This is a genomic window from Sphingomonas sp. LR59, assembly GCF_036855945.1.
GTDB lineage: Bacteria > Pseudomonadota > Alphaproteobacteria > Sphingomonadales > Sphingomonadaceae > Sphingomonas.
The window spans coordinates 1,387,755-1,413,042 of record NZ_JASPFL010000001.1; the positions used below are offsets into that span (position 1 = coordinate 1,387,755).

Annotated in this window: 19 protein-coding genes; 9 read left to right on the forward strand and 10 right to left on the reverse strand. The window is 65.7% G+C overall.

Going from position 1 to position 25,288, the window contains the following annotated elements; all coding sequences use genetic code 11:
- Positions 1-21 precede the first annotated feature (21 nt).
- From QP164_RS06265 to QP164_RS06280, 4 genes are all read left to right on the forward strand, one after another.
- On the forward strand, positions 22-2,109 hold the full coding sequence (locus QP164_RS06265) for a beta-galactosidase (RefSeq protein ID WP_333922556.1): 2,088 nt from the start codon (positions 22-24) through the stop codon (positions 2,107-2,109).
- A gap of 251 nt (positions 2,110-2,360) precedes the next feature.
- Entirely contained in the window at positions 2,361-4,661 is a 2,301-nt protein-coding gene (locus tag QP164_RS06270) for a glycoside hydrolase family 31 protein (protein ID WP_333922557.1), read from the forward strand.
- Positions 4,661-5,458, forward strand: a complete 798-nt coding sequence (locus QP164_RS06275) for an SGNH/GDSL hydrolase family protein (protein WP_333922558.1) — start codon at positions 4,661-4,663, stop codon at positions 5,456-5,458. The genes QP164_RS06270 and QP164_RS06275 overlap by 1 nt, the downstream gene beginning before the upstream one ends.
- A 2-nt stretch (positions 5,459-5,460) precedes the next feature.
- A complete protein-coding gene (locus QP164_RS06280; RefSeq protein ID WP_333924197.1) occupies positions 5,461-7,092 on the forward strand; it encodes an alpha-L-fucosidase in 1,632 nt (543 codons plus the stop codon).
- A gap of 59 nt (positions 7,093-7,151) precedes the next feature.
- Here the strand turns inward: QP164_RS06280 and QP164_RS06285 are convergent, their stop codons facing one another.
- From QP164_RS06285 to QP164_RS06305, 5 genes are all read right to left on the reverse strand, one after another.
- Complete coding sequence (locus QP164_RS06285) at positions 7,152-7,910, reverse strand: FadR/GntR family transcriptional regulator (RefSeq protein WP_333922559.1); 759 nt, start codon at positions 7,908-7,910, stop codon at positions 7,152-7,154.
- A gap of 171 nt (positions 7,911-8,081) precedes the next feature.
- Positions 8,082-8,372: a tryptophan 7-halogenase gene (locus tag QP164_RS06290; RefSeq protein WP_333922560.1), complete on the reverse strand. Its 291-nt coding sequence runs from the start codon at positions 8,370-8,372 to the stop codon at positions 8,082-8,084.
- Positions 8,296-9,615: a tryptophan halogenase family protein gene (locus QP164_RS06295; RefSeq protein WP_333922561.1), complete on the reverse strand. Its 1,320-nt coding sequence runs from the start codon at positions 9,613-9,615 to the stop codon at positions 8,296-8,298. Before QP164_RS06295 ends, QP164_RS06290 begins: the two co-directional genes overlap by 77 nt.
- Positions 9,612-11,162 (reverse strand): tryptophan halogenase family protein, encoded by a 1,551-nt coding sequence (locus QP164_RS06300; RefSeq protein WP_333922562.1) that lies wholly within the window; start codon positions 11,160-11,162, stop codon positions 9,612-9,614. Before QP164_RS06300 ends, QP164_RS06295 begins: the two co-directional genes overlap by 4 nt.
- A gap of 54 nt (positions 11,163-11,216) precedes the next feature.
- Positions 11,217-13,922, reverse strand: coding sequence for a TonB-dependent receptor (locus QP164_RS06305; RefSeq protein ID WP_333922563.1), 2,706 nt, complete (start codon positions 13,920-13,922; stop codon positions 11,217-11,219).
- Positions 13,923-14,287: 365 nt separating this feature from the next.
- On the opposite strand from QP164_RS06305, the gene QP164_RS06310 reads away from it, so the two are divergent.
- Genes QP164_RS06310 through QP164_RS06325 form a run of 4 tightly spaced genes read left to right on the forward strand, consistent with a single transcriptional unit; the run spans position 14,288 to position 17,942 of the window.
- Entirely contained in the window at positions 14,288-15,874 is a 1,587-nt protein-coding gene (locus tag QP164_RS06310; protein WP_333922564.1) for a cytochrome ubiquinol oxidase subunit I, read from the forward strand.
- Positions 15,875-15,888: 14 nt separating this feature from the next.
- Positions 15,889-17,028 carry a cytochrome d ubiquinol oxidase subunit II gene (gene cydB / locus QP164_RS06315; protein WP_333922565.1) on the forward strand — a complete coding sequence of 380 codons (1,140 nt, stop codon included), beginning with the start codon at positions 15,889-15,891 and terminating at the stop codon, positions 17,026-17,028.
- Between the two features lie 25 nt (positions 17,029-17,053).
- Positions 17,054-17,176, forward strand: coding sequence for a cytochrome bd-I oxidase subunit CydX (gene cydX / locus QP164_RS06320; protein ID WP_333922566.1), 123 nt, complete (start codon positions 17,054-17,056; stop codon positions 17,174-17,176).
- Between the two features lie 55 nt (positions 17,177-17,231).
- Positions 17,232-17,942: a Crp/Fnr family transcriptional regulator gene (locus tag QP164_RS06325; RefSeq protein WP_333922567.1), complete on the forward strand. Its 711-nt coding sequence runs from the start codon at positions 17,232-17,234 to the stop codon at positions 17,940-17,942.
- Here the strand turns inward: QP164_RS06325 and QP164_RS06330 are convergent.
- Together QP164_RS06330 and QP164_RS06335 are read right to left on the reverse strand one after the other, a co-directional pair.
- Positions 17,939-18,475 carry a hemerythrin domain-containing protein gene (locus tag QP164_RS06330; RefSeq protein ID WP_333922568.1) on the reverse strand — a complete coding sequence of 179 codons (537 nt, stop codon included), beginning with the start codon at positions 18,473-18,475 and terminating at the stop codon, positions 17,939-17,941. The two genes, QP164_RS06325 and QP164_RS06330, sit on opposite strands and share 4 nt — an antisense overlap.
- A 60-nt stretch (positions 18,476-18,535) precedes the next feature.
- Positions 18,536-19,150, reverse strand: a complete 615-nt coding sequence (locus QP164_RS06335; protein WP_333922569.1) for a hypothetical protein — start codon at positions 19,148-19,150, stop codon at positions 18,536-18,538.
- Between the two features lie 167 nt (positions 19,151-19,317).
- Here QP164_RS06335 and QP164_RS06340 point away from each other — a divergent pair, with 167 nt between their 5' ends.
- Positions 19,318-19,881 (forward strand): GNAT family N-acetyltransferase, encoded by a 564-nt coding sequence (locus QP164_RS06340; protein ID WP_333922570.1) that lies wholly within the window; start codon positions 19,318-19,320, stop codon positions 19,879-19,881.
- On the opposite strand, the gene QP164_RS06345 is transcribed toward QP164_RS06340, so the two are convergent.
- From QP164_RS06345 to QP164_RS06355, 3 genes are read right to left on the reverse strand one after another with little or no spacing between them, the layout of a single operon-like run.
- Positions 19,873-21,483, reverse strand: coding sequence for a SulP family inorganic anion transporter (locus QP164_RS06345; RefSeq protein ID WP_333922571.1), 1,611 nt, complete (start codon positions 21,481-21,483; stop codon positions 19,873-19,875). The genes QP164_RS06340 and QP164_RS06345 overlap by 9 nt on opposite strands.
- Positions 21,480-24,107, reverse strand: a complete 2,628-nt coding sequence (locus QP164_RS06350) for a cation-translocating P-type ATPase (protein ID WP_333922572.1) — start codon at positions 24,105-24,107, stop codon at positions 21,480-21,482. Before QP164_RS06350 ends, QP164_RS06345 begins: the two co-directional genes overlap by 4 nt.
- A complete protein-coding gene (locus QP164_RS06355) occupies positions 24,104-25,081 on the reverse strand; it encodes a L,D-transpeptidase family protein (RefSeq protein WP_333922573.1) in 978 nt (325 codons plus the stop codon). Before QP164_RS06355 ends, QP164_RS06350 begins: the two co-directional genes overlap by 4 nt.
- Between the last annotated feature and the right edge of the window lie 207 nt (positions 25,082-25,288).

Sequence of the window (25,288 nt, forward strand, 5' to 3'; positions counted from 1 at the left end):
GCGCGTCGATCGAATACGAGCTTGGAGAGGCTATTTGAAACACCCCTGATCCGCGCCCTGCGGTTTGCGATGCTTGCGGCGGCTACGCTGGCTGTTCCGCTTGCCGGCATCGTTCCAGCGCAGGCGCAGAGTGCCGTCGGGCATCCCGACTGGCCCGGCTACGGCGACCTGTTCGTCGGCACCTGCTACCAGCCGATCGATCGTTCGCCCGAACAGATCCGCCAGGACATCACGATCATGAAGAAGGCCGGCTTCACCATGGTCCGGATGGGCGATCTGTCGTGGGATTCGTTCGAGCCGCAGGAAGGCCATTTCACCTTCGAATGGTTCGACGCGATCCTCGATCAGATGCACGCCGCCGGGATCAAGGTGCTCCTCGACATTCCCGGCCAGCCGGCACCGACCTGGCTGCACAAGACATATCCCGGCGTCGATCTCGTCACGCAGGACGGCGTCCGCCGCAATGCCGCGACGCGCTATTGGGACAATATCAGCGATCCCGATTATCGCCGCCTCGTCAGGCGGCTCGCCGAGCAGATGCTCAAGCGCTACGCCCATAACCCCGCGGTGATCGCGATCGGCTACACCAACGAGATCGGCAATGGCCAGATGTCGTATTCGCCGGCCGATCGGCAACGCTTCGTCGGTTGGCTGCAGAAGAAATACGGGACGATCGCTGCACTCAGCACCGCCTGGGCGACGCAGCGCTGGTCGCGTCGGATCAACAGCTGGGACGAGGTCGACCTACCCTATGGCAATGGTCCGGGGCCAAACGAGCGCAATCTCGATCTTCGCCGCTTCTGGTCCAACGACACGATCGGCGCGCTCACCGACCTCGAAGCGGTGCGCAAGCAATTTGCGCCCAACCTGCCCGTCGCGTCGAACTTCTGGCCCGACGCGTGGACCAAGGGGTTCGATTACCTACGGTCGTGGGACAAGGTCTCGACCTATGGGGGCCAAGGCTTCTATCCGGGCGAGCCATTAGGCGCCGCGCTCGACGTGTCGCGCAACCGTGCCGGCCACGACACGCCGATGTGGCTGAACGAGTTCACCGCCGGCGGTGGCGGCTATTACGGGACGCCGGGCCGGTCGCGGATGTGGGCGTATTTCGGGCTGATCTACTACGCGCAGACGTTTCTCGCCTGGACCTTCAACTCGCATAGCGGCGGCGAGGAACAGGGTCTGTTCGGGCTGGTCGACCATGACGGTCGCCCGTCGTGGAAGGTCGGCGAGTTCGGGCAGATCGCCAGCGAATTCGCCAAGCTGAAGTCGATGGGCTTCCCGCGCTACCGCAAGCTTGAGGTGGCGATCGCTTATTCGTTCCAGACCAACTGGCTGACCTCGCCCCCGCCGGGGCCCAACACGATGCAAGAGTATTTCAAGACCAACTACCCTGATCAGGCCAAGGCCGCGCTAGCACCGCTGTTCGCCGACAACATCGATATTGCGGTGATCGACATCGGTCACGACGCGATCGACCGCTACAAGCTCGTGATCCTGCCCAGCGCGTACATGATGGACAAGGAAACCGCCGAGGCCGTGCGGCGCTATGTCGCGAACGGCGGGACGGTGATTATGACCGGCTATTCCGCCAAGGTCGACGAGACCGGCAAATGGTTCGAGACGCCCCTGCCCGGCCGCCTGACCGACGTGTTCGGCGTGCGGACCAACGAATTCTACCGCGCCGAGCAACCGCTGAAGAGCATGTTCGACGGCAAGGTACAGACCGGCACCGATCCCTATTACGAGGTGCTCGAACCGAGCACGGCCAAACCGCTGGCGATGTTCACCAACACGCCCAAGCCCAGCCCGGCGGTCACGGTCAACCGCTTCGGCAAGGGCCGGGCGATCTACCTCGCTACCGCCGCGCAAGGCGCGTTTCTCGATCCGCTCGTGCGATCGCTCTATACCGAACTCGGAATCGAGCGTGGCCCGGTCACTCCGCCGGGCGTGGTCGCGCGCGTCGTCGATGGGCGGACGCTGTACGTCAACACGAACACCGCGCCTGCTCGTGTGGCCTTGGCAGGCAAGCAGCACGATATTCTGAGCGGCAAAGCCTATACCGATCGGCTCGACCTTCCGCCGTACGGCGTGGCGCTGCTCCAATAACGACGCCCGATAAGTGGCCAATCCGGGTCTTCGCCTTGCGTTGAAGCGGAATACGGTTGATCCGCGCGCCGTATCTGCAATTATACGACAAAATTACCGTCTCGGCCAAGATAGCGCTACCGTCAGGGCATAGACCCGTGGAGAGGATTTCGATGTACATTTCCCCAGCCCGTATCGACGCGCAATCGTCTGACCAGTCCCGCACCACGTCGCGATGGGGCTGGTCTTCGCGGCTAATCGCACGGTTGACCATGGGGGTTTCACTAGCGACGCTCGGCACCGCCGCCACTGCCGCACCGATCGCGACGGTCGATCGCAACGGCAGCCTCGTCTCGGTCGAGGCCTATGCGCCCAACATCGTCCGCGTGACGATCGCGACCGACCGCGAACAGGTCGATGCGCCCCCGGGCGATGGTCCCAACGCCAAGCCCGATGCCGCCGGCTGGACGCATCGTAACGACGCAGGCGCCGACGTCTTCGTCTCTTCCGCGCTGTCGCTCTCGGTCGACGCCAAGCCCTGGCCCAAGGCGCCGTCGCAGATGGAGCGCTATTTCGCGCCGTCGCTGCCGCCCGTGTCGGTGACGATCCGCAAGGCGGACGGCACTATGCTGACGCAGATGACCGGCTGGGAAATGGCGCCGCATACCGTCAACGGCGAGAAGACGTTCCGCGTTGGTGCGAGCTTCGCCTCGCCCGCGGACGAGCATTATTACGGCCTCGGCCAGAACCAGGAAGGCAAGCTCGACCTGCGCGGCCGCACGATCGACTGCCGCCACAATTACGATGCGCCCGCGGGTGAGACGGTCTGCGTACCGTTCATGGTCACCAACAAGGGCTATGGCATCGTCTGGGACAACCCGTCCTCGACCACCGTTTCCCCCGGCCTGCATAGTTCGACCCACTGGCAGTCGGAGGTCGGTGAGCGCGTCTCGTTCTTCGTCATCACCGGCGCCACCACCGATGAAATCTACGCCGGCTACGCGACGCTGACCGGTACCACGCCGCTGCCGCCCAAGGCCGCGTTCGGCCTCATCCAGAGCAAGGCACGGTACGAGACCGAGAAGGAACTGCTCGACGTCGCCAACGGATATCGCAGCCGCGGCCTGCCGCTCGATATCATGGTGCTCGACTGGTTCTACTGGTCGCGCATGGGCCAGCTCGACATCGACCGCAATTATTTCCCCGATCCCAAGGGGATGAACGACAAGTTGAAGTCGATGGGGATGCATTCGATCATCAGCGTCTGGCCGCGCTTCGAGAAGGAATCGCGGTATTTCGACCTGTTGTCGACCAAGGGCTGGTTTCTGAAGGACAAGGACGGCAACGTCGTCGACGGCCTGCCGATCCGGTCCGATCGTGCGGGCGCGTTGCTCGACAGCACCAATCCCGATGCGCGCCACTGGTTCTGGGACAGGATCCGCGACAACATCGCCAGCCAGGGCTTCGACTGGTTCTGGCTCGACGAGACCGAGCCCGATCTGGTGCCCGATGGCAGCTTCTATTCGATCGGCTCGGGTGATCGCTATCACAACGTCTTCCCGCTGCTCCACACGATGAGCGTGGCGGACGGGTCGGCGAAGGATCGCCCAACGATGCGCAACCTGATCCTGTCGCGCGCGGCGTATCTCGGTGCGCAGCGCAACGGCGGGCTGTTCTGGTCGTCGGACATCAAGTCGACCTGGGAAGCGCTGCACCGTCAGGTCCCCGCCGGGCTCGGCTTCACGGCGAGCGGCATGGCCTATTGGGGCAGCGACATCGGTGGCTGGCAATGGCCGAACGGGCCCAAGGCGACGCGTCCGGTGCTGCTCGATCCGGCAGGCGCGACCGCGATGGCGCCCGACTACGCGGACTACCCCGAGCTGTTCACGCGCTGGTTCGGCTACAGCGTGTTCACGCCGACCTTGCGTATTCACGGCCAGCGTCCGGCAACCGCGATCTGGCAATATGGCACGGCCGCCGAGCCGGTCCTCGCGAACTTCCTGAAGCTGCGCTATGCGCTGATGCCGTACATCTATTCGCTCGGCCGCCACACGTACGAGAGCAATGCGCCGATGATGCGCGCGTTGTTCATGGATTTCCCGAACGATCCCAACGTCGCCGACATGGGCGACGAATATATGTTCGGCCCCGCCTTCCTGGTCGCCCCCGTCACCGAACAGGGCAAGACCAGCCGTCAGGTCTATCTGCCGGCCGGTGCGGAATGGTATGACTACTGGACCAACCAGCGCTTCACGGGCGGCCAGACCGTCACCGCGAATGCGCCAATCGACAAGATCCCGCTGTTCGTACGTGCCGGGTCGATCATCCCGATGGGCGTCCAGGTGCCGAGCACGGCGACGGCGCAGGCGCTGGAAAGCATCCGCGTCTATCCCGGCGCAGACGCGAGCTTCGCGCTGTACGACGATGACGGCGTGACCAACGACTATCGGACCAAGGGCGGGCGCAAGGCGATGCTGCGCTGGGACGACAAGACCCGGCGGCTGACCGCGTCGGGCAAGCTGCCGACCGGGCAGGACGCCGCATCGCTGGTCCAGATCGTGGCTGCGAAGTGATGCGCGCAGTTTCCATCGCGGCACTGGCACTGGTCGCCTTTCCGGTGGCAGCGCAGACCAATGTTCCGGGCGATCCCTATGCCGGCGATCCGGTCGGGATCGTCGCGGCGCCCTGCCCTGCGCATCCGTCGCCGACCGATGGCGCCGGATGGGAGGCGTGGAAGCTGCATTCGCTCACGCGCGATTTCGGCCAATTGTGCCGATACCGCGCGCAGAACGAACAGCTGAATGCATCGAACACGCCGGTCCGCGTGGTCTTCATGGGCGATTCGATCACCGAGAACTGGATCGGTGCGGATGCTGCGCTGTTCACTGGCGGACTGGTCGATCGCGGGATCAGCGGGCAGACCACGCCGCAGATGCTGGTGCGCTTCCGCGAGGACGTGATCGCGCTGAAACCGCGCGCCGTCCATATCATGGCGGGCACCAACGACATCGCCGGCAACACCGGCGCCTCGACGATGGAGATCGTCCACGGCAACATCGCCAGCATGGCCGACCTCGCGCGCGCGAACGGCATCAAGGTGATCATCGCGTCGACCCCACCCGCCGCCGCCTTCCCGTGGAGCAGGGACAAGCAGCCGGTGCCGCAGATCCGCGCGCTCAACAGCTGGTTGAAGGCCTATGCCGCGAAGAACGGCTTCACCTATGTCGATTATTACACCGCGCTAGCCACACCCGAAGGCGCGATGAAGCCGGGGCTGGCGAGCGACGGCGTCCACCCGACTCCCGCTGGCTATGCAGTGATGCGTCCGCTGGCCCTCGCCGCGATCCGTCGGACCGTCGCAGCCAAGTGAGTATCGATCTCAGCCGCCGTTCGGTTCTCGCCGGGATCGCCGCACTCGGTCCCGCGACGCACGCCCTCGCGCAGAGCCCGATGGGGCTGGCCCGCGGTCCCGTGCAACCCACCTGGCAGTCGCTGGTCGATCACTATCGCTACCCCGAATGGTTCCGCGACGCGAAGCTCGGCCTGTGGTCGCATTGGGGCCCGCAGTCCGTGCCCGAGCAAGGCGACTGGTACGGCCGCTTCATGTATATGCAGGGGCACCCGGTCTACGAACATCATCTAAAGACCTATGGCCATCCGACCAAGTCGGGGATGATGGAGGTGATGAACCGCTGGACCGCAGAGCGCTGGGATCCCGACGCGCTGATCGCCCGCTATGCGAAGGCCGGCGCGAAATATTTCGTCTCGCTCGCCAATCACCACGACAATCTCGACTGCTACGACAGCCGCTATCACGCCTGGAATTCGCTCCGCGTCGGGCCGAAGCGCGACGTCGTCGGCACCTGGGAAAAGGCGGCACGGAAGGCCGGGCTCAAGTTCGGCGTCTCGAACCATGCGGCGCATAGCTGGCACTGGTATCAGACTGCCTATGGCTATGACCCGACAGGGCCGCTGAAGGGCCAGCGATACGACGCGTTCACGCTGCGGACCGCCGATGGCCATAGCAAATGGTGGGACGGGCTAGACCCGCAACAGCTGTATACGGGCGCGCACGCGGTCCTGCCGAACGGGATCGACACGATCGCGGCGATGAATGCATGGCACGACGCGAACGACGGCCAGTGGATCGAGACGCCGCCGCCGAACGATCCGGGCTATGCGGCGAAATGGCTGCTCCGCCAGACCGACCTGATCGACAAGTACAAGCCCGACTTCTGCTATTTCGACGATTACGAACTGCCGTTCGGCCCGATCGGGCTCCAGGCAGCGGCGGATTACTACAACCGCTCGATCGCCTGGCACGGCGAGATCGACGTCGTACTGACTGCTAAGCAGCTGAAGCCCTATGCACGGTTCGGGCTGGTGCAGGACGTCGAGCGCGGATTCACCGACCATCTGTGGGACGAGCCGTGGCAAACCGACACGTGCATCGGCGACTGGTTCTACAACGTCGCGCGGCTCAACGACAAAAGCTACAAGACCGCCGAACAGGTGATCCAGCGGCTCGCCGATGTCGTGTCGAAGAACGGCAATCTGCTGCTCTCGATCCCGCAGCCCGGCGACGGCTCGATCGACGGCGAAGAGGAAAAGATCCTCGACGGCATGAGCCGCTGGATCGCGGTCAACGACGAAGCGATCTTCGGCTCGCGGCCATGGCGGATCTACGGCGAAGGCCCGACAAAGCTTCAGGCTGGGATGCAGAACGAACAGTCGTCGGGCGTGTTCACGGCCCGCGACGTGCGGTTCACCACCAAAAAGGGCGCGCTCTATGCACTGTTCCTGGGCTGGCCGCAGGGCGACGTCACGATCGAGGCGCTGGGACGCAACCGCTTTGCCAACGGCGTGATCGAGCGCGTGACGTTGCTCGGCGGCGGCAGCATGGCGTATCACCGCGACGCGCGCGGTCTGCACCTGACGATGCCCACGAACCCGGGGGACAGCTTCGTCCCTGTCCTGAAGATCGAAGGCCGAGGCCTGGTCTAACCATTATGGGCTGCGCCTTACGGACCACGGATCAACGCGGATACGATTGGGAGCGCTGCTCAGCCCAGCAGGGCCGCCCCGCGATCGACCACCGCGCCCTCGCTCTCGGCCTGCCGGATCAAGATCATAACGTCCTCGATGATCGATCGGATCGTGGCGCTGGCGGAAGCCGCATCGCGCGCAGCGATCGCCTCGAGCACGGCCTTATGCGCGGGCAGGCTTGCGCTGCGGCCCTTGAACCGGTTGGTGAAGCGGATCGAGGTCCGCAGCGCCGTCGACACAAGATCCTCGAACTGCGCGAAGAACGGGTTGTCGCACGCTCGGAGGATCGCAACGTGGAACACGATGTCGGCCTCGAGCGCATCGTCATCGCCGAGCTCGGCCGCCTCCATGCGCGCATAGCCCCCCGCAATCATCGCGATGCCCGACGGCGTGGCGTGCAATGCCGCGAGCTGCGCCGCCATCGGCTCGACCGCAAGGCGCAGCTCGTTGAAGCTGCGGAGTAGCGGCAAGGTAAACTGCCGTTCGAGTAGCCAACGCAGCACATCGGTGTCGAAGAGGTTCCAGGTCGAATTTGGCTGGATGATGGTGCCCTGCCGCGGACGCGCGGAAAGCAAACCCTTCGCGGTCAGCATTTTGACCGCCTCGCGCGTCACCGACCGGCTCACGCCGTGCTCGATCGCCAGTTCCGCCTCGGTAGGAAATCGCTTTCCGTCGTAATGGCCCGTGACGATCGCGCGTCCCACGGCGTCGAGCATACCGTAAGTCAGATTGCGGCCCAGCGCCGTGCGGACCTTCGTGGGCTTGGGTTCGGTCATAGGGCTTGGTTGCCCAAATTCGTGACCGCTACAAGCGTCCCTCTGCATATCGGACGACAGGTGCTCACTTTTACGCTGCGAAGATCATGAGCGCACCCGATTGCCTCACCAGCACCGTATCTCATCCCACCCCGCACATGGCCGCGGCATCGGCCGAATAGCGCGTCCCCATCATGCTTGTCGGAACATCGGTGCCGCGCAGTGCTGGGCGATGAAATCCTCGTGTGTCGGCATCGCTTCGGCGGTCTTGCCGATCATCTCTCGAATATGGGCCATGAACCGCGTCGCCTCGCCAAGCGGCAACCCGCCCGTCAACGGATCGAAGGACGTCGGCTGCACATTCTGGCCGAGCAACACCGCAATCCAGCTATCGGGGGTGAACAATTCACCCTGCTCGCGAAACACCCGCGCCTTGCCCCGCCATAACGCGAGTTTGCCCTGCAGCGATTCCGGCAGCGCCATGGTCCGACAATGGTCCCAGAATGGCGAGATCCGATCGTTCGGTCGCATGATAATGGAGGATGATGAAATCGCGGACCTGCGCGTATTCGCGGAGCATGACACGGTTGTACTCGTCAATTTCGACCGGATCGAAACCACGATCGGGGAACAGGGTCATCAACCGCGCGATCCCCGACTGGATCAGGTGGATGCTGGTCGATTCGAGCGGTTCGAGGAAACCGCCGGACAACCCGATCGCCACGCAGTTCCGGTCCCAGAGCCGCTCGCGCCGCCCGGCCTCGAAACGCAACTGACGGGGGTCGCCCAACGCCGCGCCATCAAGCCCCGCCAGTAGCGCCTGCTTGGCATCGTCGTCGTCGATATGCGCACTGGAATAGACATAGCCGTTGCCGACGCGGTGCTGGAGCGGAATCCGCCAGCGCCATCCGGCGCTATCCGCGGTCGCCCGCGTATAGGGCGTTAGTGGCCCCTGTCGTACGCTCGGCACCGCCCAGGCGCGGTCGCAGGGGAGCCACTGCTTCCAACTCTTAAACGGTACACCCAGCGTATCGCCAAGCAGCAGCGACCGGAAACCGCTGCAGTCAATAAACAGTTCGCCCTCGATCCGGCGATCGCCTTCAAGCCGCACCGCCTCGATGAACCCCGTTTCGGCATTCCGATCGACAGCAATCACGCGCCCCTCGACGCGGACCACCCCGTCCTGCTCGGCGATGTCGCGCAGGAACGTCGCGTAGAGGCCTGCGTCGAAATGGAACGCGTACGACAAGGTCGACAGCACCGACTGCGGATTGGCGCTCGGCCGAGTGAACCGCCCGCGCCGAGCCGCCACGGAGGACAGGCAATAGTCGCCGATCGGTCCCGGATCGGCGTTGCCCGAGGCAGCCTGACGGAGCCAGAGCTGGTGAAAGGAAACGCCGTCGATGTCGCGGCCGTGCGTGCCGAACGGGTGGAGATAGGAGTCGCCGAGCCGCGTCCAGTTGCGGAACTCGATCCCCAGCTTGAACGTCGCGCCGGTAGAGCGGACGAACGCGTCCTCGTCGATCCCGAGCATGCGGTTGTAATCGAGCAGCGACGGGATCGTCGCCTCGCCAACACCAACCGTGCCGATCTCCTCGGATTCGACCAAGGTGACCGAAACGCCGCTGGCGACCAGTCGCGCCAGGGCCGCCGCGGTCATCCAGCCTGCCGTGCCGCCGCCGACGATCACGACCTTTGTGATCTTCCCGGGCCGGGTGACGGTCACGCTGCGGCCCGCGCGCCAAAGCTGTGGGACTGGGCGTAGGATACCAGATCGCGGTTCGACGGGAGGTTGGCGATCGCATAGCGCGCCTGGCGCTGCACCTCGGCGAACGCCCGGCGTGCATCGTCGGCGTAGCGCAGCGCGCCTGCCTTGGCGCTCAGGTCGGTCTTCCAGCCCATGCCGTACAGGACATATTGCCAGCTTGCCTCGGTGAAGATGTCGACCTGCCCGTCGATGTCGAGCTCGTTGGGCGGCCGGAACCGCCAGCGATCCAGCATCTCCAGCAGACGATCCGGCACCGATGCGTCGGCCACATTGTCGCGCCAGAACGCGGTGTCGCGGCGTTCCGAGATACAATAATGCAGCTTGATGAAATCGAGCGCACGTTCGTAGCGGCGGAGCATGTTGGCGTTGAACTGGCGCGCGGACGTCTCGTAATCACCGCCCCACGGGAACAGGTTGGCGATCATCCCGGCGGACACCTCGGCAAACGCGATGCCGGTCGCTTCGAGAGGCTCGAAAAAGCCGCTCGACAGCCCGACCGCGACGCAGTTCTTGTACCAGTTCACCTCGCGGTAGCCGGCCTCGAACTTGAAGTGGCGCACGTCGGCCGTCTCGCCCGCCGTGCCTAGATAGCCGCGCAACACACGCTCGGCAGCATCGTCGTCGCTATGGTCGGACGAATAGACATGACCGATGCCGCGGCGACGATCGAGCCCGATGTCCCAGATCCAGCCCGCCTCCTGCGCGGTCGAGATCGTGTACGAGGCGATCGGTTCGTCGGGCCGCGTGTAGGGGAGTTGCGCAGCGATCGCGCGGTTGCAGAACAGCACGTCGCGGCACGAGCGGAACGGGATCTTCATCGCCTTGCCGATCAGTTCGGCGCGAAAGCCCGTGCAGTCGATATAGAGATCGGCGTCGAGCATCCCGTTCCGCTCGGTCCGAACGCCACCGATCGCGCCGTCCGCATCAAGCAGCACTTCGCTCACGGTGTCGGACATGTGGCGGACGCCGTTCTTCACGCCCTGCTCGCGCAACAGCCCCGCCAGCGCAATCGCATCGAAGTGGAAGGCGTAGTTTAGCGGCCCGACATAATCGGGATGCGTCGGTAATTTGGGCGCGCGGTGCCGGTCGGCCGCCTTCTTCTGCGGGTTGGAGACCTCGTCCCAATTCTCCGTGCCGCCGAGACCCAGCAGCCAATAGGGCAACAGGTCGAGGCCATCGCTCGCGTCTGCGACCTGGAACGGGTGTGAATAATGATCGGTCGCCCCCTGCCCCGGCGCGTGGCGCCAGTGGACGAACTTGGCACCCTGCTTGAACGTCGCGCCGCAGCGCCGGATCAGGTCGGCCTCGTCAATCCCGATCGTCGCCAGCGTCCGCCGGATTGTCGGGAACGTCCCCTCGCCGACACCCAGAATCCCGATGTCACGCGATTCGACGAGCGTGATCGCGACGCCGCCCGGCAGATCAGCGCCGAGCCGCTTGGCGAGATAGCCTGCGGTCAGCCACCCGGCAGTGCCGCCGCCCACGATCAGGATCCGCTTGGTCATCACAGCCTCGCTTTGCCGCTCGCCGACACGGTGTCGACGAGCGGCGTATCATCGTCAGAAGGCGAGGTTGATACCAGTGCTGATACGACGATCTGCCTGGAACCAGCTACGCCCGACCAGCTTGCCGCCGGGATACCCGCCCATCAGCGTACGCTGCGTCGACGCGGTCAGGTTGGTCCCCTGCACGCCGAACGACAGATAGTCGGTCACCTTGAAGCGGACGCCGGCATCGATCGACCCGTAATTGCCGCCATAGATCGGCAGCGCGATCTGGGTCGAGGCATCGAGGCCGCCATCCTGATTGCTGACGACGCCCGGCGCGCTGTAATAGGTGTACGTGCCGTTCGTGCCGTTGCTGTTCGTCGACAGCAGATATTGCGAGCGCCACGAATACGCGATCCGCAGCGAGATCGGATTGCGCTCATATAGCAGCGTCGCGTTCAGATTGTGCTTCGACAGACCCACCAGCGGCGCGTCGCTCTTCACCGCGCCGGTAATGTCGCGGTAGACGTCGCCCGGATTGCTGCTCTTGATGAAGGTGTAGTTGCCCTCGAACCCGATCCCGGCGAGCGCACCCGGCAGCATGTCGAAGAAGAAGCGTCCGCCGACCTCGACGCCCTTGACGGTCGCCGCCTTCGTCGAGTTGCTGTAGTCGGTGGCCGACGCCGATACGTTCTCCGTCGTCCCATCGGTAAACTGGACCGTCACCTGCCGGGTCGTGAGCGCGTAGATCGGCAGGTTGGTCAGCCGCTTGTAGAATGGAGCGATGTGGAACGACGTGCCCGCGCGTCCGTAATATTCGAGCGAGAGATCGAAATTGTTCGACAGCGTTGGCTTGAGCAACGGATTGCCCGTGTCCGCGGTAAAGTTGTTGAACGTCCCGATCCCGCCCGGGGTCTGGCTGGGCGTCGTCGCAACACCGATCGAACCCGACGCGCGTAGTGCGTTGAAGGTCGGCAGATCCATCGTGATGTTATAGCCGCCGCGCACCTTGATCTTGTCGGTCGGCGCATATTCGAGATTGACCGACGGCAGGACGCGCGTGAAGTCGGCCTTGCCGCCGCGTGCGAGGAAGGTGTTCGCAAGCGTCACCAGAGCGCCATTGCGAATGAAGACGGTCCCGCCATTCTGCTGGATGAAGCCGCTGCCCTCGTTCTCGATGCGCACGACCCGCACGCCGATATTGCCGGAGATGCCGCGCGCGTCGCCCTCGGGGCCGAAACGCACCAGCGCATAGCCCGCGATGTTCTTGGTGCGGTTCTCGACCTGATCGCCCGGCAAGACGAAGCCGACCGGCCTGATCGCCAGGGTGCCGTCCGGATTGAACTCGCCGCCATAGCCTGTGGCCGGCAAGGGACCCGAGGCCGAACAATCGAACTCGCGGCCGGTGCAGAAGCCGGCAGGCGGCGCCGTTACCAGCCCGGTGCGGTTGGCGTTAAACCGGTCCGCCAGACTTTCCGACGCGAACATCAGGTTGCCAGGCAGCGTCGTGTTGCCGCGGAAGAAGTCCTTGAACGCGTGGCTGGCGACGTCGCCCGGCGCCGCGTTAGCGTAGGTCAGCTGCGGGTCGCCGTTCCAGCCGCGGCCGAGCGCGGTCCAGTTATAGCCGTTCGACAGGTCGCGCTCGGTCCGCTTGGCATAACGGCCACCAACCTTGACCGACCGGAAGAAGCTGTTGTCGAACTTGTATTCGGCATCGAGCTGCCCTGCGTCGAGACGGCCCTTGTTGCGTTCGTTATGTGGCATCGACGCCGTCCAGAAATAATTCGCTGGATTCGCGAACGATGCCTGCGTTGCCGGGCTGACGGTGATCTGCGGCAGGTCGCCGGTCAGATCCATGCCGAAGCTCTGGCCGAAGCCGATGTCGCGAAAAATGTCGAGGCGATCGTAGATCTGACGCGAGTCGACGCGCTGCAACGAGCCCTTGAGCGACAAATGGCTATCAACGGGTGCCCAGGCGAACGACAGCGAGTAATCGCGTGTCCGCGTATTACTCTCCACGAACCCCTTGTTGCCGCTGCTGTTGACCGCGCCGCCGGTGGGAAGGAACGTGGCCGTATCGCGATTGAAGAGCGCGTCCGTCTTCGTCAGCAGGCCGTTGCTGTCGAACGTGCTGCTCGCCGGATCGACCGCCAGCGTCTGAGAATCGAGCTGCGTACCGTAATCGCTCGACTGGCTTTTGTAGCGCGACTGGAAGAAGCTGCCGGTGAAGGTCAGCGACTCTGCCGGCTGCCACTGCGCCGCGCCATAGATGCCGTAGCGCTTATACTGGAACGCCTCGTCGCCATACGCGAAGCCGCTCGGCACGTACTTGCTGCTGCCGTCGCTGAGCGTGGTCTTGAAATACGGGCTGACGCGGATGAACTGCGACAGCGAGCTGAACTGGCTGAACGCAACGTCGCCGAGCAGGCCGATCCGGCCGATCGGGGTATCGAACGAGTCGGTGATCAGCACCGAGCCCGACGGATCCGCCTTGTTCGCCATGTCGCCGAGCGCGAGTTCGCTGGTGCCCGCGATATGGAACTTGCCGTTGAAGTCGAACGGCAGCTTGGTGCGTAGATCGATCTGGCCGCCGGTGCCGCCCTCGATCAGGTCCGCTGTCGATGCCTTGTAGACGTCGACTGCCGACATCAGTTCGGGCGTCACGTCGCTCCACAGGATCGCGCGACCATTGTTCGCGCTGAAGATTTCGCGGCCGTTGAGGCGCGAGGCGACGCCGGTCAGGCCACGCACCTGCACGCCCGAACCCTGGACGCGCACCCAGCATCGCGCACGCACCGCGCCCGATTGCCGAGACGCCCGCCAGCAGGGCCCAGGGCAGCATAGCGTCGACGCCCTGAGGAACCGCGACCACGCCGCCCGCCAGCCCGGCAGCAAAGCCGATCGCCGCGACGGTGTCGAGCAGAAGCAGGCTCGTGGAAAGCCGCACCCCGCCGCCGTCCGCGACGCACCCCTTCAGATAGGCGCGTGACGCCAGTGTCCGGTCTTTGGCGATGCTGTTCATGCCGATCGCATGCAGGGCCGAGCCCGCGCGCGTCTTTGACCGCGGTCAATGTTCGCGCCGCCGACGGCGCCTAGCCCGGCATCCAGACAGGGCCGTCGACGGCACTGTGGGGAGCATCATCATGGACCTTGGGGTCATCGATCTGTCGCGGCTGCAATTCGCGCTGACCGCCTTGTACCATTTCCTGTTCGTGCCGCTGACGCTCGGGCTGTCGATGATGCTGGTCATCATGGAGGCCGTGTACGTGATGACCAACCGGCCGATCTGGCGCGTGATCACACGGTTCTGGGGCCGCATTTTCGCGATCAACTTCGTGCTGGGCGTCGCCACCGGGCTGACGATGGAGTTCCAGTTCGGCACCAACTGGTCGTATTTCTCGCATTATGTCGGCGACATCTTCGGCGCGCCGCTCGCGATTGAGGGGCTGATGGCGTTCTTCCTCGAGGCCACGTTCGTCGGGCTAATGTTCTTCGGCTGGGAACGCCTGTCGAAACTCGGCCATCTGATCGTCACCTGCATGGTCGCGCTCGGCACCAATTTGTCGGCGCTGTGGATCCTGGTCGCGAACGGCTGGATGCAAAACCCGACCGGCGCAGAGTTCAATACCGACACGATGCGGATGGAGGTCAGCGATTTCGGCGCGGTCCTGTTCAACCCGATCGCGCAGGCGAAATTCGTCCACACCGTCAGCGCGGGCTATGTCTGCGCCTCGGTCGTGGTGCTCGGCGTCTCCGCCTTCTGGCTGCTGAAGGGCCGCTACACCGCGGTCGCGCGCCGTTCGATGACGGTCGCCGCGGCGTTCGGGCTCGCCGGATCGCTGTCGGTCGTAGTGCTCGGCGACGAGAGCGGTTACGCGCTGACCGACAACCAGAAGATGAAGCTCGCCGCGATCGAGGCCGCGTGGCACACCGCGCCCGCCCCCGCCGGACTGACGCTGTTCGGGATACCCGACGTCGCCTCACGCGAGACCCGTTACGAGGTGCAGGTGCCCTGGGTGCTCGGCCTGATCGCGACGCGCAGCCTCGACAAGGAGGTGACGGGGATGTCCGAACTGGTGCTGAAGGCGCAGGAACGGATTACGTCAGGCGTCATCGCCTATGACGCGGTTCAGCGCCTCAAGGTCGACAGGACCGATGTCGTCCAACGTGCTCGGTTCGAGGCGCATAAGCGCGACCTCGGCTATGCGCTGCTGCTGAAACGCCACGTCGCCGATCCGCGCATGGCGAGCCCACAGCTGATCGCGGCGACCGCGTGGGACGTCGTGCCGAACGTGCCGCTGATGTTCTGGAGCTTCCGGATCATGGCGTTCATCGGCTTCTTCATGATCGCGCTGTTCGGTGCCGCGTTCGTGCTGACCTCGCTCAGGCTGCACACCCAGACACGCTGGTTCCTCAAGCTCGCCGTCATCGCGATCCCGCTGCCATGGATCGCGATCGAGCTTGGCTGGATGCTGGCCGAGATCGGTCGCCAGCCCTGGGCGATCGAGGGCGTGCTGCCGACGTTCCTCGCGGCATCGTCGCTGACCCCCGGGGTGCTGTGGGCGACGATCATCGGCTTCACCGCGATCTACGGCACGCTGGCGGTGATCGAGGTGCGGCTGATCCTCGCGACGATCCGCAACGGACCGTTCGAGCATGATGAGAGCCCGCAACCGGTTGCGGGCCCGATCCTCGAAACACCGACTCCACCCCTTCCCTTGGCCGCCTGACAGGAGACACGACGATGTTCGAGTATGAAACGCTGCGTCTGATCTGGTGGGCGCTGATGGGAATCCTGCTGATCGGGTTCGCGCTGACCGACGGCTTCGATCTCGGCGTCGCGGCGCTGCTACCCTTCGTGGGGCGCAACGATGCAGAACGACGCATGGTGATCAATTCGATCGGCCCGACCTGGGAAGGAAACCAGGTGTGGTTCATCCTCGCGGGCGGCGCCATCTTCGCGGCATGGCCGTTCGTCTACGCGATCAGCTTCTCTGGCTTCTACCTCGCGATGTTCCTCGTCCTGGCGGCGCTGATCCTGCGCCCGGTCGGGTTCAAATACCGCTCGAAACGGCCCGACCCTGCCTGGCGCTCGCGCTGGGACTGGGCGTTGTTCGTCGGTGGGTTCGTCCCCGCGCTCGTGTTCGGCGTCGCGGTCGGCAACGTCCTGTCGGGCGCCCCCTTCCGCCTCGACGGCGACCTGCGCGCGTTCTTCGACGGCAGCTTTCTCGGACTGTTCACGCCGTTCACGTTGCTGTGCGGGCTGTTGTCGGTCGCGATGCTGGTGCTGCACGGCAGCGCATGGCTGGCGATCAAGGTCGAGCATGGCGCAGTCCACGATCGCGCGCGCAAGTTCGGCACGGTCGCGGGCCTCGCGTCGCTTGCGCTGTTCGCGATCGGCTGGGCGTTCGTGGCCTATGGCGACATCGGCTACCGCCTCGTCGGCGCGATCGATCCCTCGGGCCCGTCAAACCCCTTGCACACCACCAGCGAACTCGCGCGTGGTGGCTGGCTCGCCAATTACGGCCTCTACCCGTGGATGATGATCGCCCCGGTACTCGGCTTCGGCGGCGCGGCGCTCGCGCTGTTCGGTATCCGATGTGGCGCGGAAGCCGCGGCGTTCGCCGGGTCGTCGGCGTCGGCACTCGGCATCATCGCGACCGTCGGCCTGTCGATGTTCCCCTTCATCCTGCCGTCGAGCATCGACTCGCATTCCAGCCTCACCATCTGGAACGCGTCGTCGAGCGCCAAGACGCTCGGAATCATGCTGTTCGTCACCGCGGTGCTGCTGCCGATCGTCGTCGCGTACACCGCCTGGGCGTACAAGGTCATGTTCGGCCGCGTGACGACGCAGGAGGTCGCGACCAACCCCGATTTCTACTGACCCCGATCACTAAGGACATCTGATCATGTGGTATTTCACCTGGGTCCTCGGCCTCGGCCTCGCGGTTGGCTTCGGCATCCTCAACGGCATCTGGCACGAGTTCCATCTGCCGATCGAAGACGACGCTGGCACTTCGACGAACTCGTAACGGTCGCGTAAAGAATTCGCACAGAGATCGCGCGCCTTCATACTATACTCGATCAATGGCTCACCACGACATCTGTGCGGATTGCGCGGTCTGCGACAAGGCGCTGTGCAGCAGCCTCAGCGATGTCGAGCTGGGCGCGCTGAATACGCTCGGCCGTCGCCGCAAGATCGCACGCGGCCAGACGTTGATCTGGGCGGGCGACGAGAGCATCATCTGCGCGAACCTGCTGTCGGGCGTGCTCAAGCTGGTGGCGGCGACGTCCGACGGCCGCGAACAGATCGTCGGGCTGCTGTATCCCGCCGATTTCGTGGGCCAACCCTATGCGGGCCAGGCCGACTTCACGATCACTGCGCTGACCGAGTCCGAACTGTGCATCTTCCCGCGCGACGCGTTCGAACGCGTGCTGGACGATCACGCGCGGATGGAGCGGCTGCTGTTGCAGCGTACGCTCGCCGCACTCGGCATCGCCCGGACGCGGATCCTGTCGCTCGCACGCCAATCCGCGCAGGAGAAGATCGCCGGTTTTCTTCTAGACATGGCGACGCGGGCCACGGCGACCGGCTGTCGCGCGACGCCGGACGGACCGATGACGTTCGATCTGCCGCTCACGCGCGGCCAGATCGCCGACGTGCTCGGACTGACGATCGAGACGGTGAGCCGCCAGATGACCCGTTTGAAGACTGCAGGCGTGATCGCCCTGCCCGGCGGCCGCGCAATCACGATCTCCGACCCGGATGCACTGCAAGGTCGCGCCGAGGCGGCCTAGACCGCGCCGCGCTCGCAAAGCCCGCGTACGAGCATGTCGCGTGCGCCACGCGTGAGACGTCCGGCGCCGAGGATCAGGATGGCGAGCTGGGTAAAGTCCATCGCCATCCGGCACCCGTCGAAAAAGCTCCGCAACATATAGCCGAACGCTTCCGCGCAGGGCGTCGTAACGCCGGACAGCGCGGCGAGAATGTCATCGGCCTGGATCGCCTCGCTCGCATGACGCGCCTGCACCCGCCCCATTACCACCGCCGTCAGGGGATCGCGCACATTCCGCGCGAACAGTGCGTCGACCACCGCCGTCTCGTCACGCGGGTGACTGACGACAACGGCACGCAAGTTTCGGCAGATCGCCCTGGCCTCGGCATCGGACAGCCGCCCCGGCAATGCATCGGCGCACGCCTCCAGCCGATCGCACACGTCACGCAGCCGGGCATGGGCGGCAACCAGCCGCGCCAGATCGACTTCATGGATGACATGCCAGCGCCTCGCAAACGGCACGACGCGCGCGGCAAACTCGTCATGCTCGGTCATCGCGGCTCTCCATGAGCCTCGGTCGCACGTCAGCGCGCACGCGACATTGACGGCGGTCAATCAGGCCGCTCGATCCGCTGCCTCGCTCTCGCGAAGACGGTCGCGAAACTCCGCCAACCGCGCGCGATAGCCGTCTGCATCGCCATATTCGAGGAACGCATAATAGCGGTGGAGCGGATCGCTGACGCGCAGCGCGTGCTTGATCGGGCACCAATATTGCTCGGTCCGGCTACTGACTTCGCGGACGAACCCGACCAGTCCGTTAGCGTAGGAGCAGAAGGCGCAGTTCAGCGCCTCGATCCGGTTCAGATAGCCGAGATGCGCGCGGTCGAACATGATGTAGTCGCGCCGCCGCACCCGCGCGATCCCGTAGGCGCGGAAACAGATCGCCTGATACGCGGTGACCCAGAGATCGACGATGACCAGCGGCACGATCAGCGAATAGATCACTGGCGCCGTGACGATCGAGACCAGGTCGGACCGCGCGACGAACCGCAATACCGACACTTTCAGCCGCCGCTGCGCATCGAGCACGCCGTGTTCGAACCCGACGATCCGCCCGGTGAGTTCGACGCCGAGCGCACGCCGCCTGCTTTCGATCTCGCGGTCGAGTTCACCCTGAAGCCGGACGATCTCATGCGCCAGATCCTGCATCCGCTGGATATCGATCGTCATGCGGTCTCCTCGACGGGCGGAGATCGCCCTTGGGAGGCAGCCTAGCGCGCACCAACCGGCCCGGTAGCGTCGGAAACTACGTGTTTCCCGACGCTGCGGTGACGCAGGCTTCTCGGTTAGCACGGCGTGCATCGCCATCGACGGCGCGCAATCGCAAAGGATTTCTCATGGTCGAACTTGTCAGCGAGCGCGCAACCGCCCCACATACACTCCCGGCCGTGTCGTGGAGCGCCGACCTGACGACACGCGACGGTTACGTCTTCCACGCCCGCCCCGCCTCGCCCGCTGACGAACCCGCGCTCGCGGAATTCTTCGAGCATGTCGACAGGGAGGACCTCCGGTTCCGATTCCTCAGCGCGATCCACAAGGTCGGTCACGACCAGCTCCGCGCCCTCGTCACCGTCGACCACGAGCATATTGAGAACTTCCTCGCGTTCGATCCCGCGACCGGGCGGATCGTCGCGACCGCGATGTTGGCGGCGGACGAGAGCCTGACCCGCGCCGAAGTCGCCGTCGCGATCCGCGCCGACTTCAAACGCCGCGGGATCAGCTGGACTTTGCTCGATCACGTCGCGGCATTCGCCCGTGCGAAGGGTATCGCGACGCTCGAATCTATCGAGAGCCGGGACAATCACCAAGCAATCGAGCTGGAACGCGAACGCGGCTGGATCGCGTCCGCCTGCCCGGGCGATCCCGCTTCAATGATGCTGCGAATGACGCTCTCAGCCTGACGCCGACATCGCCAACGCCTCGGCATACGTGGCGGTGCTGGTCATCGGCCCTAGCCGGGCGCGGCCCAGCATCGCGGCCGGTTGCGCGGCCATGCCGCAGAGAATAACGCGCGTATGCGTCATCCCCGCCCGCCGCAGCAGCTCGGCGATCGCCGCGACGCCGCTCGCATCGAGCATCGGCACGCGTTCCAGCCGCAGGATCAGCACGCGCGGCACGCTGCCCAACCGGCGATAGGTATCCATCAATCCGGCCGCGACACCGAAGAAGAATGGCCCGTCGATCCGGAACATTTCGACGCCGGCAGGCAGCGCCGCGCGTTCGGTGGGCGCGTCGTCTTCGGGGCCAATGATCGCGACCGTCTCGCTCATTCGCGCCATGAACAGCAGCGCGGCGAGCGTCACGCCGACGCCGATCGCCACCGTCAGATCAACCAGCACCGTCAGGCCAAACGTCAGCAGCAACACCGCGCGGTCGCCATTGGGCATCCGCAACAGGCCGACGAAGCGCTCCTGCTCGCTCATCCCCCAGGCGACGACGAACAGGATCGCCGCGAGCGACGCCATCGGGACGAACGCCATCAGCCGCCCGCCGAACACCACGAACAGCAGGATAAACACCGCGTGGAGCATCCCCGCGACCGGGGTCCGCGCGCCCGCCTTGATCGCGGTCGCGGTGCGCGCGATCGCGCCGGTCGCGGGCAGCCCGCCGAACAGCGCCGACGCGATGTTGGCGATCCCTTGCGCGACCAGTTCCTGGTTCGACCGGTGCCGCGATCCGATCATCCCGTCCGCGACGACCGCGGAGAGCAGCGCCTCAATACCGGCAAGAAACGCGATAGTGAACGCCGAGGGCAGCACCGCCTGAAGCTTCGCGAGCGTCCAGACGGGGAAAGCCGGCATCGCGATCCTGTTCGGCATCGCCGGAAAGCGCGAGCCGATCGTTGCGACATCCACGCCGCTTACGACGACGAAGATCGAGGCGAGCACGACCGCGACCAGGAACCCGGGCACGCGCGGTGCGATCCGCTTCAGGATCAGGATGACGGCCAGCGCGCCTACTCCGACTGCAACAGTCGGGACGTCGATGGTCCGGATCGCGCCCGCATAGGTCGCCCATCTCGGCACGAAGTCGGCGGGCACCGAGGCCATGGCCAGCCCGAGAAAGTCACGAACCTGGCTCGACGCGATGATCACCGCGATGCCCGCGGTAAAGCCGGTGACGACGGTATAGGGAATGAACCGGATCAACGCCCCGAGCCGCGCATAGCCCGCAACGATCAGGATGATGCCGGCGAGCAAGGTCGCCAGGATCAGCCCGTCATAGCCGTGCCGCGCGATCACGCTGAACACCACGACCACGAAAGCGCCGGTGGGGCCGCCGATCTGGACGCGCGATCCGCCGAGCGCCGATACCAGGAAGCCTGCGACGATCGCAGTGATGAGCCCCTTGTCGGGTGACGCGCCGCTCGCGATGCCAAGCGCCATCGCCAAGGGGAGCGCGACGACCGCGACCGTCGCGCCCGCGATCGCATCGGCGCGCAATGTGGCGAGCGAATAGCCTTCACGCATCGTCGTGACGATCTTCGGGACGAAGGCGGTCACGCGCGCCCCTGCCATAGCGCAACCACCTGCTTGGTCACTTCGGTGACGACGATCGTCCCGAAGACCGCGACGACGCAGAACCGCATCGTCGCGGCCGAGACCGGCGTGGTCCCGAGCACGCTGCCGAGCGGCAGCCACAGCATCGCGGTCGCCTGCAACGCCAGCGCGATGCCGACACCGACCAGCAGCCAAGTATTCGAGAACAGCGGCTCGCGGACGATCGAGCGACGCTCGCTGCGCATGCACAGCACATAGGCGTTCTGGAACAGCACCGTCATCAGCAGCACCGCGTTCTGGATTTCGGCCAGCGGGCGCCCCTCGGCCCGCATCTGCGCCACGAGGCACAGCGCCAGCCCGGTCATCAGCAGTGCGGGCGGGATCATCAGCGCGATCGCGCTCCGGTCGAGGATCGGCGCGCTCGGCGGACGCGGTGGCTGGCGCAGTTCGTCGCCCTCGCCGCGACCAAAGCCTAGCATCACGTCCTGCGCGCCGTTCGTGACGAGGTTGAGCCACAGCAGCTGCACCGCGGTCAGCGGCATCGGCAGGCCAAGCATCACCGCGCCGATGAACATGCCGATCTCGGCGACCCCGGTGGCGAGCAGGATGATGACGATCCGCCGGACGTTGGCATAGGTCACACGCCCCTCCTCGACGCCTGCGACGATCGACGCGAAATTGTCGTCGGCGAGCACCAGGTCGGCGGCGCCGCGCGCGACGTCGGTGCCGGCCACGCCCATCGCCACGCCGATATGCGCCGCCTGGAGCGCGGGGGCGTCATTCACCCCGTCGCCGGTGACCGCGACGAGTTCGCCGCTGGCAGCGAGGATGCGGACGATCTCCAGCTTCTGCACCGGTTCGATCCGCGCGAACACGCGGCCGCCGAGCACGAGGGTGGCGAGCCGTTCCGGTTGGTCCACGAGGTCGGTCATCTGCGCGCCGGTGACGACCTGCTCGGCCGCGACCTCAAGCCCGAGCCCGCGAGCGATCGTCAACGCGGTGCCGGGATGATCGCCGGTGACCATCCGCACGCCGATCCCCGCCTCGGCACAGCGCGCAATCGCGGCGGGGACTTCGGGGCGAACCGGGTCGATCAGCCCGATCCAGCCCAGCAGCACGAGATCGTTCGGCGCGGTCAGGTCGGTGGTCGTCGCACCGTCAGACGCAGCGACCGCGATCACGCGATAGCCTTCACCGGCCATCGCGGCGGCGGCGGCGAACGCGGCGGGATCGATCGTGCGGCACATCTGCCGGATGATCTCGGGCGCCCCTTTGGCGAACACGCGGACGCCCTTCCCCTCGGCAACGGCGACGGTCGAGAATTTGCGGACTGGTTCGTAAGGAAGCGCCGCGGTCCGCACCACCGCATGCAGCGCGCGCAGATCCTCGCCGCCCTCACCCGCGAACCGGAGCAACGCGACGTCGACCGAATCCCCGACCGGCACGCCATCGGGTCCGATCGCTGCCTCGTTGCAGAGCGCGGCGGCACGACGCATCTCCGGCAGAGCATCCGCGCCCCAGTCAGCACCCGCGAAAGTTTGTCCGTCGGCGAGCAATATCCTTTCCACCGAGAGGATGTTCCGCGTCAGCGTCCCCGTCTTGTCGCTGGCGATGATCGTGCACGCACCCAACCCCTCGACTGCGGGCAGCGAGCGGACGATCACGTTCCGCGCCGCCATCCGCCGCGTGCCCGCCGCCAGCGCAACCGTCACCGCGATCGACAACCCTTCGGGGATCGCCGACACCGCCAACGCAACTGCGAGCAGCAGGATCTGGTCGCCCGGCCGGCCTTGCACCAGCAGGACGAGCGCGAACGGGATGATCAGCGCGATCGTCGCGAGGCTGATCTGCCGCGCCAGCCGGTCGAGCCGGATCACGAGCGGTGGCGGCGTCGCCTTCGCGGTCCGTAACGACTCATCGATCGCCCCCAGCGCAGTATCCGCGCCGGTCGCGACGACGATGCCGCCACCACGCCCCTGCTCGATCATCGTCCCGGCCAGCACCATCGTCGTCCGCTCGCCGGGCGGCATGCTGTCGGGCAACAGCGCCGCCTGGTCCTTGGCGACCGCGACGGACTCGCCGGTGAAGGTCGACTGATCGACGCGCAGCGCGCTGCTCGACGAGAGGCGGATATCGGCGGGCACCGCCATGCCGCTCTCCAGCGCGACGACATCACCGACGACGAGCGCGCGCGCGTCGATCACCGACGCCGCACCGTCACGCAGCACGGTCGCGGTCTGGCCGATCATCCGGCCGAGCGCGGCCAGACTGTCGGCCGCCTTGCTCTCCTGCACCGTGCCGATCGCCGCGTTGACGAGCAGCACGACGCCGATGAACCCCGCATCGGTGTGGTGGCCAAGCCCGAGCGAGATCGCCGCCGCCGCGATCAGCAGATAGATCAGCGGACTGTCGAACTGCCGCACGAACAGCCGCAGCATCGACGCGACGGGCGGTGGCGCGAGTGCGTTCGGGCCGTCATGGGCCAGGCGTGCGGCGGCATCGCTCGCGCTCAACCCGGCCGCACGGGTGTTCAGCAACGCCATCACGCGCACCGCCGACGTCGCATGCCAGGGTCGCGGAATGAGCGCCGGCGTGTGCAGCTGGTCGATCGGGCGCTCGGCGATCATTGCCCGGTCGCCTCGATAATCGTCACGGGCGTACCGGTGCCCGCGCTCGCCAGCGTCTCGCGCGTTACCAACAGCGTCGTACCGAGCGTCGTCACGGTCGCCAGCGCGATGCGGAAGCTTTCCGGGAGATGCCCCTTGGCGCGGTCCTCGGCGGTCAGTTCGCCGGTTCTCGGATCGCCGGGCAGTGGCAGGCGCAGCCAATGCTCGCCGTCCGCATCGATCGATTGCAGCGTGAACGCCGAGGTCTGCGCGATCGGCGCATCGAACGCGATCGCGCTGGAGCCGATCTCGATACCGTTGCGCAGGACAACCACGCGCCGGTCGCGCCCGCTGATCACGATCGAGACCGGCCCCTTGGGCGACAAGGCGGGGTTCCACGCGAAGTCCCCGCCCGCCGATCCCGCCGACGTCAGCATGCCCGGCGCGGCGGCCACCACCGGAACGGTCGCGTCGCGCGTGATGACGACGGTGATCCCCAGCCGGGTGATCCCGAACAGGAGTCTGGCGAACGCCGGCGGCAGGCGGATACAGCCATGCGACGCGGGATAGCCCGGTAGGTTGCCCGCATGCATCGCGATCCCGCCCCAAGTCAGCCGCTGCATGAACGGCATCGCCGCGTCCTTGTAGACGTTCGACACATGATCCGCGTCCTTCTGGAGCACCGTGAAAACCCCGGTCGGCGTCGCGTGACCATCGCCGCCGGTCGACACGGTCGAGACGCCGATCGCCACGCCGTTGCGGTAGGCATAGGCCTTTTGCGTGGCGAGGCTGACGATCACCGTGACGGGCCCGGCGGGGGCGATCTCCGGCGCCCAGAGATACTCGCCGGGTTTGAGCTGCTCGATCCGGCCGTCGATGCTCGGCGGGGCCTGCGCTACCGCGGGGCCCGCGAGGGTCGTGGCAAGCGTCAGGGCCAGCGGCAGGACAAGTGACCGTGCGGGACGGATACGGCGCGAGGTTCGGCACGGCATCATGATCTGTTCCGATCCAAAGGGCCTCGCCGAAGCGAGCATTCGACCCGCTGCTATCGATCGAAGTCGCCAAGCATCAGCGTCGGAAACTACGCAATCGGGGGTGGATCACCCCGCACGCGCCCAGCTCGGGCATTACCGTCAGATCGGCCCGGCGCGGTATTCGCCAGGTGCACCCGGCTCAGAACAGCGACCGTCCCATTAATTGTG

Bases quoted from the DNA above. Each gene is read 5' to 3' on its own strand.
- QP164_RS06270 (WP_333922557.1), top strand. From the start codon at position 2,361: ATGGGGGTTTCACTAGCGACGCTCGGCACCGCCGCCACTGCCGCACCG.
- QP164_RS06275 (WP_333922558.1), top strand. From the start codon at position 4,661: ATGCGCGCAGTTTCCATCGCGGCACTGGCACTGGTCGCCTTTCCGGTG.
- QP164_RS06285 (WP_333922559.1), bottom strand. From the start codon at position 7,910: ATGACCGAACCCAAGCCCACGAAGGTCCGCACGGCGCTGGGCCGCAAT.
- QP164_RS06290 (WP_333922560.1), bottom strand. From the start codon at position 8,372: ATGGCGCTGCCGGAATCGCTGCAGGGCAAACTCGCGTTATGGCGGGGC.
- QP164_RS06300 (WP_333922562.1), bottom strand. From the start codon at position 11,162: ATGACCAAGCGGATCCTGATCGTGGGCGGCGGCACTGCCGGGTGGCTG.
- QP164_RS06310 (WP_333922564.1), top strand. From the start codon at position 14,288: ATGGACCTTGGGGTCATCGATCTGTCGCGGCTGCAATTCGCGCTGACC.
- cydB (WP_333922565.1), top strand. From the start codon at position 15,889: ATGTTCGAGTATGAAACGCTGCGTCTGATCTGGTGGGCGCTGATGGGA.
- cydX (WP_333922566.1), top strand. From the start codon at position 17,054: ATGTGGTATTTCACCTGGGTCCTCGGCCTCGGCCTCGCGGTTGGCTTC.
- QP164_RS06325 (WP_333922567.1), top strand. From the start codon at position 17,232: ATGGCTCACCACGACATCTGTGCGGATTGCGCGGTCTGCGACAAGGCG.
- QP164_RS06330 (WP_333922568.1), bottom strand. From the start codon at position 18,475: ATGACCGAGCATGACGAGTTTGCCGCGCGCGTCGTGCCGTTTGCGAGG.
- QP164_RS06335 (WP_333922569.1), bottom strand. From the start codon at position 19,150: ATGACGATCGATATCCAGCGGATGCAGGATCTGGCGCATGAGATCGTC.
- QP164_RS06340 (WP_333922570.1), top strand. From the start codon at position 19,318: ATGGTCGAACTTGTCAGCGAGCGCGCAACCGCCCCACATACACTCCCG.
- QP164_RS06350 (WP_333922572.1), bottom strand. From the start codon at position 24,107: ATGATCGCCGAGCGCCCGATCGACCAGCTGCACACGCCGGCGCTCATT.
- QP164_RS06355 (WP_333922573.1), bottom strand. From the start codon at position 25,081: ATGATGCCGTGCCGAACCTCGCGCCGTATCCGTCCCGCACGGTCACTT.